We start from the raw sequence: 17399 nt of genomic DNA on the forward strand, positions 1-17399 counted from the left end.
TTATGACGATATGGAAAAAAAATTTAACGCTAAAACAGCTCAATGACTTCTGTAAAAACTGTGCGGTAGCACATTTAGGCATTGAATTCACCGCACAGGGGGATGACTGGTTGGAAGCCCGTATGCCGGTGGATCACCGCACTACTCAACCCATGGGATTTTTACATGGTGGCATTTCCGCAGCACTTGCGGAAACCGTTGCTTCCACTGCCGGTTTTTGCTGTGTAGAAGCAGATCAGGCTGTCGTTGGTTTAGAGATCAATGCGAGCCATTTACGCCCGGTAAAACAAGGCTATGTTTGCGCTAAATCAAGCCCGATTCGTTTAGGTAAAAATGTACAGGTTTGGCAAATTGACATTCGAGATGCACAAGATAAACTGTGCTGCGTTTCACGTTTAACTCTTTCTATTATCACACATGACTAATTTAAAAATCGGCGTCATTCTTGCCAATTTAGGTACGCCAGACTCACCAAGTCCTAAGGATATTTCCCGTTATTTATGGCAATTTTTAACGGATCCCCGCGTGGTCGATTTACCACGTTGTAAATGGTATCCGTTACTTAAAGCCATTATTTTGCCGTTGCGTTCTAAACGCGTCGCAAAAGACTACCGTTCTATTTGGACCGAACAAGGTTCCCCGTTAATGGTGTTCACCGAACAACAAAAACAAGGCTTAATCGACTTTTTCCGACAACAGCAACTGGATGTGGAAATCGAAATCGGCATGACTTACGGCAATCCGTCCATGCCAAGTGCGGTGCAAAAATTAATGGATAAAAAAGTGGAGCACATCATCGTACTCCCGCTCTATCCACAATACAGCAGTAGTACAACAGGCGCCGTGTTCGACTCTTTTGCTAACGCGTTAAAACAACAACGTGGCATTGTGCCCTTTGATTTTATTCATTCCTATCCGCTCAACCAAAACTATATTTCCGCCCTCATTGATTCTTGTAAAGCAAGATTAAATGCGGATGAGTTTTTACTGTTTTCCTTTCACGGCATTCCGTTACGTTATGAAAACACCGGCGATTACTACCGGACACATTGCCAACAAACCGCGGCGGCGGTGGCACAAGGGTTGGGCTTAAATGAAAAACAATGGGGCTTAACCTTCCAATCCCGTTTTGGTAAAGAAGAATGGTTACAGCCTTATACCGATGAGTTTTTGTCTAACGCTGCGGCACTTGGCATTAAAAAAGTCGCGGTCATTTGTCCGGGCTTTGCCGTGGATTGTTTAGAAACCTTGGAAGAAATTGCTGAGGAAAATAAAGACTATTTCATCTCTAACGGTGGTGAAAGTTATCAATACATTCCGGCACTGAATGCCTCTCCGGCACACATCGAAATGTTAGGCAGATTAGTGATCAATCAAATGGCGAAAATGAAATGCAATAACTGCTCTTCACCAAACATCGCCATTATTCCAACCATTACGGTGCCAACGTCAAACAACCTTAGCAGCCGTTGTCATTAAAAGAAAAATAAAAAAGTGCGGTGGATTTTCTCGGTGTTTTAAAAACACTTGCAAAAACCACCGCACTTTTGTTTTCAGGATATTTGATGGCGCATGCTTCATAGCGTGTGCCGATAGCCTTTTGATATTTATGGCACGCGTTAGGAAATGCGCGCCATCTAAGAAGAAAATAGTGAGCTTGGCGAATATCGAAGTCGCACAGAGCGTTTGTTAAACGCGGTCCTACCAATTAGACAACAAGCTCATACTAATCTTAAAGGTGCGTTTACACGCCCCCTACCTTATCAATTTACCTTCCACTCTCCGTTCACTACTGTGCCGATGACCTTGTAATCATTGGTGAATACCGCGAGGTTGGCGATTTTGCCTGCTTCGACGGAACCTAAACGGTCATCCACGCCAATAGCGCGGGCAGGATAGAGATTACTCATACGAACGGCTTCGGCGAGAGGGATTTCTACGTATTCCACGGCGTTTTTAATGGATTCCATCATAGTGATAGACGCACCGGCAATAGTGCCGTTGCCGTCATAGCAACGGCCGTCTTTCACATAAATGGTTTTACCCACGAAGGTGAAGCTTTCCAATTCAGGGCCTGCACCTGCTGCCGCTAATGAGTCGGTGACGATACAAAGTTTGTCACCTTTGATTTTTTTATCCACACGCACATTACCGAAATTCACATGCACGCCGTCCACGATAATGCCGGTGTAAACGTCGGAATCCAACACCGCGCCCACCACGCCCATGGCACGACCGGAACTGATCGGCGACATAGCGTTATGTAAGTGGGTGGCGAAAGTGGCGCCTTTGTGGAAAGCGGCTTTTGCTACCTCATAACTGGCGTTGGAATGGCCGACAGACACCACAATGCCGCTTTTCACGAAATCAGGGGTGTAATTGATTGTCGGGTTTTCGGCTGCGATAGTGAGTTTGGTGATCACATCAGCGTTGTCGCAAAGAAAATCTTTCATTTCAGGTGAAATTTCACGAATGTATTCAGGGCGGTGAACGCCTTTTTTCTCTACGCTTAAATAAGGTCCTTCAATATGCAATCCAAGGGCTTGGTTTTTATGTTTGGCTAAATATTCACGCATGATTTTAACCGCACTTTTAATCCCTTCATCGGGAGCCGTGATAAAAGTTGGCAGGAAACTGGTACAACCCGATTTCAAATTGGTGGCTTGCATAATTTCCAAAGTTTCTACACTGGTTTGATCGTTAAACATGACGCCGCCACAGCCGTTTAATTGCAAGTCAATAAAACCGGCCGTAAGATTATGCCCTTGTAAATCAATGGTCTTAATGTCGCTTTCCAATTCGCTTTGTGGAATCACTGCCTCAATGTTTTCACCGTTAATCACCACGGCATAATCCCGTAGAATCTCATATTTGGTGTAAATGACAGAGTTAATCAATGCATATTTCATAATGCTACCTTCTAAAAAATAATCTAAAAATCCACCGCACTTTTAGCTAAAAAGCTACAACACACTATGAATCGCGTGATTTTCCAATTCGGTGAAATATTTCACGGTTTTCACTTTGAGTTCTTGTAGCGCAGGTTCATCACACACCAACACAAAGTGGCGATGTAATTGAAGCGCACTAACCGTCCAAAGATGATTCACCGATCCTTCTACGGCGGCTTGCACAGCGAGTGCCTTGGAATGTCCCGTTGCCAAAATCATCACTTCTTCCGCGTCTAACAAGGTGCCGACACCAATGGTTAAAGAATATTTTGGCACTTGGTTCACATCATTATTAAAGAAACGAGAATTGGCAATAATCGTATCCGGTGTAAGGGTTTTAATACGGGTACGGGAGCTTAAAGAAGACGCCGGTTCGTTAAAGGCAATATGCCCATCCACACCTACGCCGCCCATGAATAAATGGATTTTGCCGTAAGATTTGATTTTTTCTTCATAACGGCGACATTCTTCATCATGATCATCCGTGTTGCCGTTTAAGATATTGATATTTTGCGGCTGAATATCAATGTGGTTGAAGAAGTTGTTATACATAAAGCTATGATAACTTTCCGGATGCTCTGCCGGCAAACCGACATATTCATCCATATTAAATGTCACCACATGCTTAAAACTCACTTGACCGGCTTGGTTAAGTTTGATTAGTTCTTGATAGGTTTTCAATGGCGTCCCGCCGGTCGGCAACCCCAAAACAAAAGGACGTTCTGCCGTCGGGTTAAAATGATTAATTCTATCGACAATATGACGAGCCGCCCAACGGCTGACTTGTTGTTCATTATGTAATGGGATAAGGCGCATGATAAACTTCCTTTATTGTGCCGCGCTTTTTATCCCGGTTCCACCTAGGGTAATAAATTACCCTAAGTTACGCATAATCTTTTTCCCTTCAGAAACCAAGAGAGGAGGCTAAAGGCCCAAAGGATCCAAATTATGCGTAACCGTGGGTAATTTTTACTTATAGCGATACCGTAAAAGTGCGGTCATTTTTTCCATTAAATTATAAATATTTCGCCTTTAATTCTTTTGCTCTTGCTAACTGAGCGTCAGTGGCTTTTGCCGTCATCGGTTCGCGGCAGTAGCCGGCGTCCACACCTTCCAATTTCAACAATTCTTTGATGGTTAAATATAAACCATTCGCCAAAATGCCTTCGATTAAGTCATTGGTGACATGTTGAATGGCAAGAGCTTCGGCAAGTTTGCCTTGTTTGGTTAAGTCAAAAATTTGTCTTGCACGTACGCCATTAACGTTAAAGGTACTACCGATAGCACCATCCACTCCTAACGCAGCAGCCGGTAACATCATTTCGTCAAAACCTGCCCAGATTAAGTGATTTGGATAGGCTTTTTTCAAGCGTTCCAACAAGTAGAAATCGCCTGCAGTGAATTTCACACCAAGCACTTTCGGGTTTTTGTAAAGCTCGCCGAATTGCTCAATGCCCATGTTTACACCGGTTAAGAACGGAATGGAGTACACGATCATGTTATTGCCGGTTTCAGCGATGATAGTGTCGTAGTAATGTTTGATTTCAGGGAAGCTGAATTTATAGTAGAACGGGGTTACGGCAGAAAGGCTGTCATAACCTAATTCGGTGGCGTATTTACCCAATTCCACGGCTTCGTGTAAATTCACGCTACCTACTTGAGCGATTAATGCCACTTGGTCTTTGGCTTCATCTTTAGCGATACGGAAAATTTGTTTTTTCTCTTCGGTAGAAAGCATAAAGTTTTCACCGGTTGAACCGCCCACATATAATCCGTCCACTTTCATCTTATCAATGTTGTGGCGGATAATTTGACGTAAGCCTTTCTCATTAATAGAGCCATCTTCGTTAAATGACACTAATAACGCACTGAAAATACCTTTTAAATCACGCATTGTTTTCTCCTTGATTTATCATTTAATACGTTGTTCTAAAATCACATCTAATGTTTTTTGCTTGGTTTTCACCGCTCTTTCTTGTTCGGCTTGCACCAGCAAAGTATAAATTAAATCCAATACAAACAATTGGGCAATTTTAGTGCCGATGGAATCCCCTTGTAACTTGCCTTGCTTGTTACCATTCACCAAAACGAAATCTGCATGTTCGGTGATTGGGGAACGCAAACTGTGAGTCAATGCTACAGTAACGGCACCATTTTTTTTAGCAATTTTTAAGGTGTGGGCAGTTTCCTGGGAATAGCCGGAATGGCTGATACCAATGGCCACATCGTTTTTCTTCAATAACGCCGCCTGCATATACATAAAATGGTTATTGCCACTGGCATCCACTTGCATGCCGATACGCATAAATTTATTCTTCGCTTCTTCTGCAGTGACACCGGAAGAGCCTACGCCGAATAAAAAGACTTTATTGGCGCGTTGAATCGCCTCTACCACGTTTTCCAACTGGCTAAAATCCAATAAATTAATGGTTTCATTCATGACATTGTTAAGGGTAGCCTGTAATTTATGGGCAATTTTTAAGGAATCGTCATCCGGCATAATTTCCGTGTCTAATACGGTGTCATCCCGCCCTTCTCTATTGGTGGCCAATTCAATGGAGAACTCCAGTTTGAAATCACTGAATCCCTTAAAACCCAATGTGCGACAAAAACGCACAAAGGTGGCCTCACCCACATTTAAACGTTCGGCAAGCTCTGCCAAGGAATACTGCACAATCACATCAGGCGATTGGATAATCACATCGGCAATTTTCTTTTCTGTTTTCGTTAAACTTTGATACAACGAACTGATGGTATTCAGTACATTTCCACTTTTTGCCATAAATTCACTCCAAGTCGGTTAATTGTGTCCTAGCCCAAGCGGCCGCACCGATAAGCCCGGCATCCTGCCCTAATTGAGCGGCATATAACGGACAACGATAAATTTCCGGCATTTCTGTCAAATACTCGTTCACCAAAGGTAAATAGCCTTCCGCCAATCCAACACTGCCGCCCAACACCACTTGTTGTACGTCCATGCCAATCACGAGATCCGCCACTAAATTAGCAATAGCTTTTGCCGAGCGGAACACAAGTGCGGTGGCTTTTTCATCCATTTTTCTGAAACGGGCGAACACTTCTTTCGGATCACAAGGATCGCTCCATTGTTTGGAAACAGCTTCAATGGCACGTCCCGATGCGATAGCTTCCACACAACCTACCCGACCGCAACCGCACACGGGCCCCTTCGGATCGGCAACGGTATGTCCAATATGCCCGGCAATACCGTTTGGCTCGGTGAGTAATTGGTGGTTTAAAATTAACCCGCCACCTACGCCGGTAGAGACGGTAATAAAAGCAAAGTTTTGAATTTTATTTTTATCTTGCAGTTGATATTCGGCATAAGTCGCCGCTTGTGCGTCATTTAATAACAACACCGGCTTGGACGTATGCTTGGAAATGCTTTGTTTTAAAGGGAAATAGGCCAAGCCACCTAAGTTTTTCGGATTAAGTGCGGTTAATATGCCTTTATTAATAATGCCTGTTGAAGCCACCGCCACATAATCAAATTGACCTGCATAATCTGCCAATAATTGTGCCAACGTTTGATGCATTGCTTCCACCACATTTTCCTGCGGTGTGCTAATTTGTTTCCGCTGTGTCACTCGGTTCTCCGACACAATGGCGGTAGCAATTTTGGTTCCGCCGATATCTAACGCTAAACAACGCATCGTTTTTTCCCTCTTGATTATTTATTCGCAGATTTGACCGCACTTGAGAACCAGCTCACGATATGTTCTAAACGGGTTAAGGCGGAGCCTACAGTGACGAAATCGGCACCGATTTCAATAGCGATTTTAGCCAGTTCCGGGGTGTTATAACGCCCTTCCGCCATCACTTTGCAGCCTGCCGCTTTCAAGTCTTTAACTAATTGATAGTCCGGCTCGTCCGGTACGGTACCGCCTGTGTAACCTGACATGGTGCTACCCACAATATCAAAACCCAATTTTTGACAGTACAACCCTTCTTCTAAATTGGAGCAATCCGCCATGGCAAGACAGCCCATTTCATGGATTTTTTTGACCGCACTTTCAATGTCAACCGGGCGTGGACGATTGGTGCCATCCACCGCAATAATATCTGCTCCGGCGTGAGCCAAATCTTCAATATCCTGCAAAAACGGCGTGATACGCACCGGGGTGTCCGGAAGATCCCGTTTAACGATCCCAATGATCGGCACATTCACGGTTGGGCGAACGGCTTTTAGGTTATCTACGCCTTCAATGCGCAACCCTGCTGCTCCGCCCATAACGGACGCCTGTGCCATGGCAGCGACGATTTCCGGTTTATCCATCGGACCATCATCTACCGGCTGGCAAGAAGCAATTAAACCATGTTGAATTTGAGCGAAAACCGCTTGGTGAGATAATTTTTTATCGAATAACTGTGACATAGAAACTCCTTTTTGTTGCGTTCTTTGCGGCTGCATTTGGCAGTCTTTCTAGTCAGTGCCAATCATTATATGAAAATAAAACGTCATTTAAAAATATTTTTTGAAGTGATATTTCAAAGATGTGATCAACCTCTCATTTTTGAAATAAAACTTCATACTCTATTTGAAAATGATTTTTTTACTTTAAAATGCGAGTCGAGTTGTACTTAATCCTCTTTATATACATTAATTCATTTTAACTACAGGAGTGTAGCCATGAAACTAGCCAAACTTTTTCTTGCCACTGCAATTGCACTAGGCGTAACCTCTGTCGCTAACGCTGCGGACTACGATTTAAAATTCGGTATGAACGCAGGCACATCATCTAATGAGTACAAAGCGGCCGAAATGTTTGCCAAAGAAGTTAAAGAAAAATCCAACGGCAAAATTGAAATTTCCCTTTATCCAAGTTCACAATTGGGTGACGACCGTGCCATGTTAAAACAACTAAAAGACGGCGCTTTGGATTTCACCTTTGCAGAATCCGCCCGTTTCCAATTGTTCTATCCTGAAGCGGCAGTATTTGCTTTACCTTATGTCATCAGCGACTACAACGTAGCACAAAAAGCTTTATTCGACACCGCATTCGGTAAAGATTTAATCCAAAAAATGAACAAAGATTTAGGCTTAACTTTATTATCCCAAGCCTATAACGGTACACGCCAAACCACGTCTAACCGTGCAATCAAAAGCATTGCCGACATGAAAGGTTTGAAACTACGCGTACCAAACGCCGCAACCAACTTAGCGTATGCAAAATATGTAGGTGCTTCCCCAACACCAATGGCTTTCTCCGAAGTGTATTTGGCACTCCAAACCAACTCCGTTGACGGTCAAGAAAACCCATTGGCTACCGTACAAGCACAAAAATTCTATGAAGTACAAAAATACTTGGCAATCACCAACCATATTTTGAACGACCAACTTTACTTGGTGAGTAACGAAACTTTTGCCGATTTGCCGGAAGACTTGCAAAAAGTGGTGAAAGACGCAGCACAAAAAGCCGCGGAATATCACAGCAAATTATTCTTTGATGGTGAAAAAGAATTAATTGCCTTCTTTGAAAAACAAGGTGTTACCGTTACCCACCCTGATCTTGTACCGTTTAAAGACGCTATGAAACCTTACTACGCCGAATTCGTACAACAAACCGGCGCCAAAGGTGAAGAAGCGTTAAAACAAATTCAGGCTATCGCTAAGTAATTAAGTAAAGTGTCGCGGGTCTTCCGCGACACTTTACCCATCCTCTTTCCCTTTTCGGAGTTGAGTATGAAAGTTTTTAATAAATTAGAGGAATGGATCGGCGGTGCGCTGTTCCTTGTCATCTTCCTCATTCTAGTTGCTCAGATTTTCTTTAGACAAGTGGTGCAAAGCCCGCTGATTTGGAGCGAAGAATTAGCTAAATTACTCTTCGTTTATGTTGGTATGCTCGGTATTAGCGTGGCTGTTCGTAAACAAGAGCACGTTTATATCGATTTCATCACCAATTTAATGCCACCGTCCATCAAAAAAGTAACCAATACCTTTGTGCAATTGGTGATTTTCCTTGGTGTCATTTTCTTTATTCATTTTGGTATCAAAACCTTCACAGGAGCGAATTTCCCTATTGATGCCTTAGGCGGCATTTCGGAAAAATGGATTTACGCTTCACTGCCAATTATTTCCGTGCTGATGTTGATTCGTTTCTTCCAAGCTCAGGCGAATAATTTCAAAGAAAATAAAAGCTATTTACCGGCCATTTTCTTTATTGTAAGTGCGGTCGTTTTATTGGGCATTTTATTTGCCTTCCCTGAATGGTATAAAGTCTTACGCATTACCGAATATGTGAAATTTGGTCCAAACGCAGTGTATGTGGCGTTGCTCTTCTGGTTAGTCATCATGTTCTTGGGCGTACCGGTAGGTTGGTCATTATTTATCACTACCCTGCTTTATTTCTCCATGACCCGTTGGAACGTGGTGAATGCGGCCTCTGAAAAACTCACCATGAGTTTGAACAGTTTTCCATTACTTGCCGTACCGTTCTATATCCTTACCGGGATTTTAATGAACACCGGCGGTATCACCGAACGTATCTTTAACTTCGCCAAAGCCCTATTAGGCCACTACACCGGCGGTATGGGACACGTTAATATCGGTGCAAGTCTCTTGTTCTCCGGAATGTCAGGTTCTGCACTTGCGGACGCAGGCGGTTTAGGACAATTAGAAATCAAAGCCATGCGTGATGCAGGCTACGATGACGACATTTGTGGCGGTATCACCGCAGCCTCCTGTATCATCGGCCCATTGGTTCCACCAAGTATCGCCATGATCATTTACGGTGTTATCGCGAACGAATCCATTGCAAAATTGTTTATCGCCGGTTTCGTTCCTGGCGTATTAGTGACCATCGCGTTAATGATTATGAACTACTACGTCTCCAAAAAACGTGGTTATCCAAGAACACCAAAAGCGACCCGTGAAGAACTTTGCACGTCATTCAAAAGAGCATTCTGGGCAATTTTAACCCCATTATTGATTATCGGCGGGATCTTCTCCGGCTTATTCAGCCCAACTGAATCCGCGGTAGTGGCCGCATTCTATTCCATCATCATTGGTAAATTCGTGTATAAAGAATTAACCTTGAAAATGCTGTTTAACAGCTGCGTGGAAGCCATGTCTATTACCGGTGTTGTTGCATTAATGATTATGACGGTGACCTTCTTCGGCGACATGATCGCACGTGAACAAGTAGCGATGCGTATTGCAGACGTGTTTGTTGCTGTGGCGGATTCCCCGTTAATGGTGTTGGTGATGATCAATGCCTTGCTATTGTTCCTCGGTATGTTTATTGATGCCTTGGCATTGCAATTCTTGGTGTTACCGATGTTAATTCCAATTGCCGTACAATTTGGTATCGATCTTGTGTTCTTCGGTGTAATGACCACTTTGAACATGATGATTGGTATCTTAACACCACCGATGGGTATGGCATTATTTGTGGTAGCACGCGTGGGTAACATGTCCGTCTCCACCGTAACGAAAGGCGTGTTGCCATTCTTAATTCCAATTTTCGTTACGTTAATTTTAATTACCATCTTCCCACAAATTATTACCTTTGTACCGAATCTGTTAATACCTTAAGGAGCCAAAAAGTGCGGTTGAAAAATGCTGTAAATTTTCACCGCACTTTTCTTCAACATAAATACTCTTTCCTTCCTCCGTAAAAGGAGGGAGCAAAGAGTGACAATAAGCCTATTCATGCCGTTTACGAATAGCAAACAATAACTCAAAACGAGGTTGATTATGACATTTCAAAAAACAACATTAGCTGCTTTATTCTTTGCTGCAACTGCTTTTGCTGCGACGGCGCAAGCCGCCGCTTATCCTGATTTACCGGTAGGCATTAAAAGTGGGGCCGGTGCGTTAATCGGTGACACCGTTTATGTGGGCTTAGGCACTGGCGGCGATAAATTCTATGCCTTGGATTTAAAAACCCCGAACGCCCAATGGAAAGAAATTGCGGCCTTCCCGGGTGGCGAACGTAACCAACCGGTTGCGGCTGCTGTGGACGGCAAATTGTATGTATTCGGCGGATTACAAAAAAATGAAAAAGGCGAATTGCAATTAGTCAATGACGCTTATAGCTACAACCCTGCCGGCAACACTTGGAGCAAATTACCGACCCGTTCACCGCGTGGTTTAGTCGGTTCAAGCGGTGCTTCTCACGGCGATAAAGTGTATATCGTAGGCGGTTCTAACTTGTCTATTTTCAACGGTTTCTTCCAAGACACCGTTGCTGCAGGTGAAGACAAAGCGAAAAAAGATGAAATCACCAAAACCTATTTTGAACAACGTCCGGAAGACTATTTCTTCACAACCGAATTGTTAAGCTATGAGCCATCTACCAATAAATGGCGCAACGAGGGTCGCGTACCATTCTCCGGTCGTGCCGGTGCGGCATTTACCATTCAAGGTGATGATTTAGTTGTCGTGAACGGTGAAATCAAACCGGGCTTGCGTACGGCAGAAACCCATTTCGGTAAATTCACGGCAAAAGGCGTTCAATGGAAAAACTTACCTGATTTACCGGCGCCAAAAGGTCAAAGCCAAGATGGTTTAGCTGGTGCGATGGCAGGTTACAGCCACGGTCATTACTTAGTCACCGGCGGTGCAAACTTCCCGGGTTCCGTAAAACAATTTAAAGAAGGAAAACTCCACGCTCACCAAGGCTTAAGCAAAGCATGGCATAAAGACATTTATACGTTAAACAACGGTAAATGGAACATCATTGGTGAATTGCCTGCGGGCATCGGTTATGGTGTTGCCGTGTCTTATGACAATAAAGTGTTGCTCATCGGCGGTGAAACAGACGGCGGCAAAGCCTTAACTTCCGTACAAAGCATGAGCTACGACGGCAAACAATTAAAAGTAGAATAACCTTCTTTTTAACCTTAAGCTAACGGATTAAGTTACGCTTAATCCGTTATTTTTTTAACTTGTTCAACATAAAATCGACGGATTCGTGATAGTTCTCACAAATACAAAAGTTTTCATTTGAAAAGAGAAATCCTATCGCGCTATGCTACACAGGCTTAAAACAATTATCTTATGGAATCAATAAATTAAAGGAGTTCTTATGAGTATTCTCAGTTATGCCCAAAAAATCGGGCAAGCCTTAATGGTACCCGTTGCCGTATTGCCGGCAGCTGCCGTATTAATGGGGATCGGCTACTGGCTGGATCCGGATGGCTGGGGGGCAAATAGCCAACTTGCCGCGTTGCTCATCAAATCCGGTGCCGCCATCATCGACAACATGGGACTATTATTCGCCGTGGGCGTGGCCTTCGGTTTATCCAAAGACAAACATGGCTCCGCCGCCCTTTCAGGCTTAGTAGGCTATTATGTAGTAACTACCTTGCTCGCACCGGGCGGTGTGGCACAATTACAACATATCGACCCAAGCCAAGTGCCTGCGGCCTTTGGCAAAATCAATAACCAATTTATCGGGATCTTAATCGGTGTGCTTTCCGCTGAGCTTTACAACCGTTTCTATCAAGTGGAATTACCAAAAGCCCTCTCTTTCTTCAGCGGTAAACGTTTAGTGCCGATTGTGGTCTCTTTCGTCATGATCGCCCTATCCTTCTTGTTACTTTACGTGTGGCCATCTATTTTCAACGCCTTGGTTGCCTTTGGTGAGTCCATCAAAGATCTTGGCGCCGTAGGTGCGGGTATTTACGGTTTCTTCAACCGTCTATTAATTCCGGTGGGCTTACACCACGCCTTAAACTCTGTATTCTGGTTTGATGTCGCCGGCATTAACGATATTCCGAATTTCTTAGGTGGTGCAAAATCCATCGCTGAAGGCACCGCAACTGTAGGCGTTACTGGTATGTATCAAGCCGGTTTCTTCCCGGTCATGATGTTCGGTTTACCGGGTGCGGCACTTGCCATTTATCAATGTGCAAAACCAAGCCAAAAAGTGAAAGTGGCTTCAATCATGTTAGCCGGTGCATTTGCCTCTTTCTTCACTGGTATCACCGAACCACTTGAGTTCTCCTTCATGTTCGTCGCACCAATTCTTTATGTGTTACACGCGCTATTAACTGGTATTTCCGTGTTTATCGCAGCTAGCATGCACTGGATTGCGGGCTTCGGCTTCAGCGCAGGTTTAGTGGATATGGCGCTTTCTACACGCAACCCATTAGCCGTTAACTGGTACATGTTGCTGGTACAAGGCTTAGTCTTCTTCACCATTTACTACTTAGTGTTCCGTTTTGCTATCCAAGCGTTCAATTTAAAAACCATTGGTCGTACGGAAGAAGCTGAAGAGTCTGTAGCGGCACAACCGGTAACCAACCAATCACGCGAAGAAAGAGCGGTCAAATTTATTGACGCTTTAGGGGGAGGCGATAACTTCAAAACTATCGATGCTTGTATTACCCGTTTACGCTTGACCTTAGTTGATCGTGAAAAAGTCAATGAAGAGCAATTAAAAGCTCTCGGTTCTAAAGGCAACGTAAAACTCGGCAACGATGGTTTACAAGTGATTCTTGGCCCAGAAGCCGAACTTGTCGCAGAAGCAATTAAGGCGAAAGTGAAATAGATTTTATTTAATATGCTTTAACACGAAAGGCTTGAAGACAATTCAAGCCTTTTATTTTTTAATAATTCCTCTAAAAAATAATTTTTATCAGAAAACACTATACTTTCATTTTTTGATATGTTAAATAACTAAATCAACAAGCCTAAAAATAAAAAAATCACTTCTCTCAAAAATTACACTGAAATATAGAATAACCCTTTGTAGTTAATAATTTTTTATTTTTTTCGGTAAAACTATTCCATACCTCCGAAAGTAAGAAAATAACAAAAAATAAAAATATCAATAACAAGATATAACAAATTAACAACAATTAAGCATAACATCAGAAAGGGTATCCTATGAAAATAACCCCGATTAGCGAATCGGCTGTGGTTTGCACCTTATCTCCCCCGGCCTCGCTTGAACAACAACGTCAATTATGGGCTTTTGCCAGTCGACTACAATCCGACAAAAACATTGTCGAGGTCATCGTAGGCATGAATAATCTTACGGTGTTCACTGATTTCATTACTGATTTTGCCTCGCTCATTCAACACTTAGAACAATGCTGGCAAACATTAGAGGTGAATCAATTCCAAGGGCATCATATTGACATTCCGGTGATTTATGGCGGCGAATTTGGACAGGATTTGTATGATGTGGCCAAATACCATCAAACCACTACGCAACATATCGTTGAAATGCATAGCGCGCCTATTTACACCGTCTATATGATCGGTTTCCAACCGGGCTTTCCTTATTTAGGCGGACTACCTGAATCCTTGCATACGCCAAGACGAGCAACGCCACGCACAGAAGTACCTGCAGGATCGGTGGGGATTGGCGGTGCACAAACGGGCATTTATCCTTTTTCTTCACCGGGCGGCTGGCAACTTATCGGTCACACCAAACAAGCATTATTTGACAAAAACCAAGAACAACCGACCTTGTTGCAAGCAGGTGATACGGTGAGATTTGTGGTGGAAGGAATTGAATTATGATCGAAGTATTAGACGTGCAATCTCGAGCCACTATTCAAGATCTCGGGCGTTTCGGTTTGCGGAAATTCGGTATTAGTCATTGTGGCGCAATGGATAAACTGGCATTGCAAGCAGGCAACTTATTACTTGGTAACGCTCCTGATTTGCCCGCGATTGAAGTGCCATTAGGCGGCATCACCCTGCAATTTCAACATGACACCAATTTTTGTGTCACCGGCGCATTTTATGACATGGAATTGGATGGCGTCCCCGTTTATGCCTACTGGCGTTATCCCGTACGCACCGGTCAAATACTTAAAATGCACCGTGCCAAAATCGGTATGTATGGTTATTTATGTGTTTCGGGCGGAATTGATGTCACGCCGGAACTTCATTCTTGTAGCACCGACATTCGGGCGAAAATCGGCGGTATTGAGGGGCGTTATTTAAAGACAGGCGATCAATTAAAAACTGCTTCAAACGGTATATTATTAAGCCCACTTGGTATTGCACCGATTCCATTAAAAAGTATTATTTATGCGCTTCCTTCTTCCGAATATCATGCCTTTAAGCGCAAATCGCAATATTACTGGTGGCGTAGAAAATGGACGCTACAAAGCAACAGCGATCGCATGGGTTATCGTTTTCAAGGAGAAGTATTGGAATTAAAAAAACCGTTGGAAATGCTTTCCCACGCTATTCAATTTGGTACCGTTCAAGTGCCGCCAAGTGGCCAACCGATTATTTTAATGGCTGATGCACAAACCACCGGCGGTTATCCCAAAATAGCCAATATCATTGACGCAGATTTAGGTAGTCTGGCGCAAGTGCGGTTAGGTTCAACGATACATTTTGAAGCCGTCACACTCGAACAGGCGGCTAAATTACGGCGCAAAAACGAGGTTTACCTCAATCAAATTAGGAGGATTGTCAATGAAACAAATTGATTTAAATGCCGATATCGCCGAAGGCTTCCCTTATGACGAAGCCTTATTAAAACTTCTCTCCTCCGCCAATATCGCCTGCGGTTTACATGCCGGCGGCGCAAAAGAAATGCAAAGTGTGGTTAAATTTGCGAAAGAAAATCATGTACGAATTGGCGCCCATCCCGGCTTTCCCGATCGAGAAAATTTCGGTCGCATGACAATGCAGTTGACACCGGAAGAATTAGTCGCTTATTTACGTTATCAATTAGGGGCCTTAAAGGCCATTTGCGATGGCGAAGGCGTGACTATTGAGTATGTTAAACCGCATGGTGCGCTGTATAACCAAGCGGCAAAAGATGAAAACCTGGCGGCTTTAATCGCACAAACCCTTCGTCAGTTTGATCCACATTTAAAACTGATGGGCTTGGCGGGAAGCTTAATGTTACAGGCAGCAGAAGCAGAGGGATTGCAAACTATTTCCGAGGTTTTCGCTGATCGTCACTATATGCCGGATGGGTCATTAGTGCCGCGTACCCGTTCGGATGCTATGGTGGAATCCGATGATGAAGCCATTGCGCAAGTGATACAAATGGTTACCCAAGGCACCGTGAAGGCCATTGACGGTAGCCTGGTGAAAGTCAACGCCGAAAGCATTTGCCTGCACGGTGATAACCAACATGCTTTGCAATTTGCCGAACGAATTGTGGCGGAGCTCACAAAACAACAAATAAAAATTCATGCATAACACTAATTAATACACAACATCCACTTAAACAATAAAAAGGAGGTGCTTTATGGCATCAATCACTCACCGCCGTAATGCAGTGCTTGGCGCGGCATTCCTAATGGCAACCTCGGCTATCGGTCCGGGCTTCTTAACCCAAACCGCCACATTCACCAATACCTTATTGGCCAGTTTTGGCTTTGTGATCTTACTTTCCATTTTGTTGGACATTGGTGCGCAACTAAATATTTGGCGTATCATTGTGGTCTCCGGTAAACGCGCGCAAGATATTTCCAATGCTGTCTTTCCCGGTGCGGGTTATTTTCTAGCCTCTTTAATTGTCATGGGAGGCTTGGCCTTTAATATCGGCAACGTAGGCGGCGCCGGCTTAGGCTTAAACTCCATTTTTGGTATTCAACCCGAAATTGGTGCCATCATCAGCGGCGTATTTGCAATTTTAATTTTTTTACGCAAAGAAGCCGGCCTGTTAATGGATCGTTTTGCCCAGTTAATGGGCTTCGTCATGATCGCTTTAACCGTATATGTGGCCTTTAAAACCGAGCCGCCTGTGGTAGAAGCCATTCACCGCACATTCTTACCGGAAAAAATTGACCCTATTGCTATCGTCACCCTCGTTGGCGGCACCGTTGGCGGCTATATCACCTTCGCCGGCGCACACCGTTTATTAGATGCAGGCATTCAAGGTGAAAAAGCCCTCCCTGAAGTCAGTCGCAGTTCTGTTTCCGCCATTTTAATCGCCTCGGCCATGCGCGTTGTATTATTCCTTGCCGTACTTGGCATTGTGGCAAAAGGCGTGGCATTAAATCCGAAAAACCCGGCAGAAACGCCTTTTGAATATGTTGCCGGCAATTTTGGGGTCGTGTTATTTGGTATTGTGATTTGGGCTGCATCTATCACTTCTGTGATCGGAGCCGCTTACACTTCCGTCTCATTTTTAACCAGCTTATGTCCGAATGTCCAAAAATACCGTAACCGTTGGATCATTGCCTTTATCGTCATTTCCACTGTAATTTTAGCCACCATCGGAAGACCTGCAGCCGTATTGGTTTTCGTCGGTACATTAAACGGTTTAATCTTACCGATCGCTCTTGCTCTCATTTTGTTCGCTGCCTATAAACACAACATTGTCGGCAACTACAAACACCCGTTATGGATGGCAATTATCGGTTGGATCGTGGTTATCGCCATGGGCGTATTAAGCGGAAAAACGATCTATTCTTACGTTTCGGGTTTCTTCGGCTGATTCGCAGGAAAAGTGCGGTCAGTTTTTGACGTAAATTTTAATACTGACAAAACAAAAGCCA

The 17399-nt window shown here is 43.8% G+C and carries 16 protein-coding genes; 10 read left to right on the forward strand and 6 right to left on the reverse strand.

What is annotated here, in order from left to right:
• Window positions 1-2 precede the first annotated feature (2 nt).
• Together DK428_RS09870 and hemH are read left to right on the forward strand one after the other, a co-directional pair.
• Window positions 3-425, forward strand: coding sequence for a hotdog fold thioesterase (locus DK428_RS09870; RefSeq protein WP_109063800.1), 423 nt, complete (start codon window positions 3-5; stop codon window positions 423-425).
• The gene (gene hemH, locus DK428_RS09875) at window positions 418-1479 is read left to right on the forward strand and encodes a ferrochelatase (protein WP_109063801.1); all 1062 of its coding nucleotides are present in this window, start codon (window positions 418-420) and stop codon (window positions 1477-1479) included. Before DK428_RS09870 ends, hemH begins: the two co-directional genes overlap by 8 nt.
• 284 nt (window positions 1480-1763) lie before the next feature.
• Here hemH and nagA read toward each other — a convergent pair whose 3' ends face one another.
• From nagA to DK428_RS09905, 6 genes are all read right to left on the reverse strand, one after another.
• Window positions 1764-2909 (reverse strand): N-acetylglucosamine-6-phosphate deacetylase, encoded by a 1146-nt coding sequence (nagA, locus tag DK428_RS09880; protein ID WP_005700234.1) that lies wholly within the window; start codon window positions 2907-2909, stop codon window positions 1764-1766.
• A gap of 54 nt (window positions 2910-2963) precedes the next feature.
• Entirely contained in the window at window positions 2964-3767 is an 804-nt protein-coding gene (gene nagB, locus DK428_RS09885) for a glucosamine-6-phosphate deaminase (RefSeq protein WP_005700233.1), read from the reverse strand.
• Window positions 3768-3966: 199 nt separating this feature from the next.
• On the reverse strand, window positions 3967-4845 hold the full coding sequence (gene nanA / locus DK428_RS09890) for an N-acetylneuraminate lyase (protein WP_005700232.1): 879 nt from the start codon (window positions 4843-4845) through the stop codon (window positions 3967-3969).
• A gap of 18 nt (window positions 4846-4863) precedes the next feature.
• Complete coding sequence (locus tag DK428_RS09895) at window positions 4864-5733, reverse strand: MurR/RpiR family transcriptional regulator (RefSeq protein WP_109063802.1); 870 nt, start codon at window positions 5731-5733, stop codon at window positions 4864-4866.
• A 4-nt stretch (window positions 5734-5737) separates the two neighbouring features.
• Complete coding sequence (locus tag DK428_RS09900) at window positions 5738-6622, reverse strand: N-acetylmannosamine kinase (RefSeq protein ID WP_109063803.1); 885 nt, start codon at window positions 6620-6622, stop codon at window positions 5738-5740.
• 17 nt (window positions 6623-6639) lie between these two features.
• Window positions 6640-7344, reverse strand: coding sequence for an N-acetylmannosamine-6-phosphate 2-epimerase (locus DK428_RS09905; protein WP_109063804.1), 705 nt, complete (start codon window positions 7342-7344; stop codon window positions 6640-6642).
• Between the two features lie 255 nt (window positions 7345-7599).
• Between DK428_RS09905 and DK428_RS09910 the strand changes: the two genes are divergently transcribed.
• The 8 genes from DK428_RS09910 (at window position 7600) to DK428_RS09945 (ending at window position 17338) form a co-directional block, all read left to right on the forward strand.
• Complete coding sequence (locus tag DK428_RS09910; protein WP_109063805.1) at window positions 7600-8586, forward strand: sialic acid TRAP transporter substrate-binding protein SiaP; 987 nt, start codon at window positions 7600-7602, stop codon at window positions 8584-8586.
• 66 nt (window positions 8587-8652) lie between these two features.
• The gene (locus DK428_RS09915; protein ID WP_109063806.1) at window positions 8653-10503 is read left to right on the forward strand and encodes a TRAP transporter large permease subunit; all 1851 of its coding nucleotides are present in this window, start codon (window positions 8653-8655) and stop codon (window positions 10501-10503) included.
• Between the two features lie 162 nt (window positions 10504-10665).
• Window positions 10666-11799 (forward strand): N-acetylneuraminate epimerase, encoded by a 1134-nt coding sequence (locus tag DK428_RS09920; RefSeq protein ID WP_109090014.1) that lies wholly within the window; start codon window positions 10666-10668, stop codon window positions 11797-11799.
• Window positions 11800-11998: 199 nt separating this feature from the next.
• Entirely contained in the window at window positions 11999-13465 is a 1467-nt protein-coding gene (gene nagE, locus DK428_RS09925; RefSeq protein WP_109063808.1) for an N-acetylglucosamine-specific PTS transporter subunit IIBC, read from the forward strand.
• A gap of 338 nt (window positions 13466-13803) precedes the next feature.
• The gene (pxpB, locus tag DK428_RS09930) at window positions 13804-14445 is read left to right on the forward strand and encodes a 5-oxoprolinase subunit PxpB (protein ID WP_109063809.1); all 642 of its coding nucleotides are present in this window, start codon (window positions 13804-13806) and stop codon (window positions 14443-14445) included.
• Complete coding sequence (locus DK428_RS09935) at window positions 14442-15371, forward strand: 5-oxoprolinase/urea amidolyase family protein (protein ID WP_109063810.1); 930 nt, start codon at window positions 14442-14444, stop codon at window positions 15369-15371. The genes pxpB and DK428_RS09935 overlap by 4 nt, the downstream gene beginning before the upstream one ends.
• Window positions 15358-16095, forward strand: coding sequence for a 5-oxoprolinase subunit PxpA (pxpA, locus tag DK428_RS09940; protein WP_109063811.1), 738 nt, complete (start codon window positions 15358-15360; stop codon window positions 16093-16095). The genes DK428_RS09935 and pxpA overlap by 14 nt, the downstream gene beginning before the upstream one ends.
• A 49-nt stretch (window positions 16096-16144) precedes the next feature.
• On the forward strand, window positions 16145-17338 hold the full coding sequence (locus DK428_RS09945; protein WP_109063812.1) for an NRAMP family divalent metal transporter: 1194 nt from the start codon (window positions 16145-16147) through the stop codon (window positions 17336-17338).
• Window positions 17339-17399: the final 61 nt, after the last annotated feature.

It is taken from the genome of Aggregatibacter kilianii, from assembly GCF_003130255.1.
Taxonomy (GTDB): domain Bacteria; phylum Pseudomonadota; class Gammaproteobacteria; order Enterobacterales; family Pasteurellaceae; genus Aggregatibacter; species Aggregatibacter kilianii.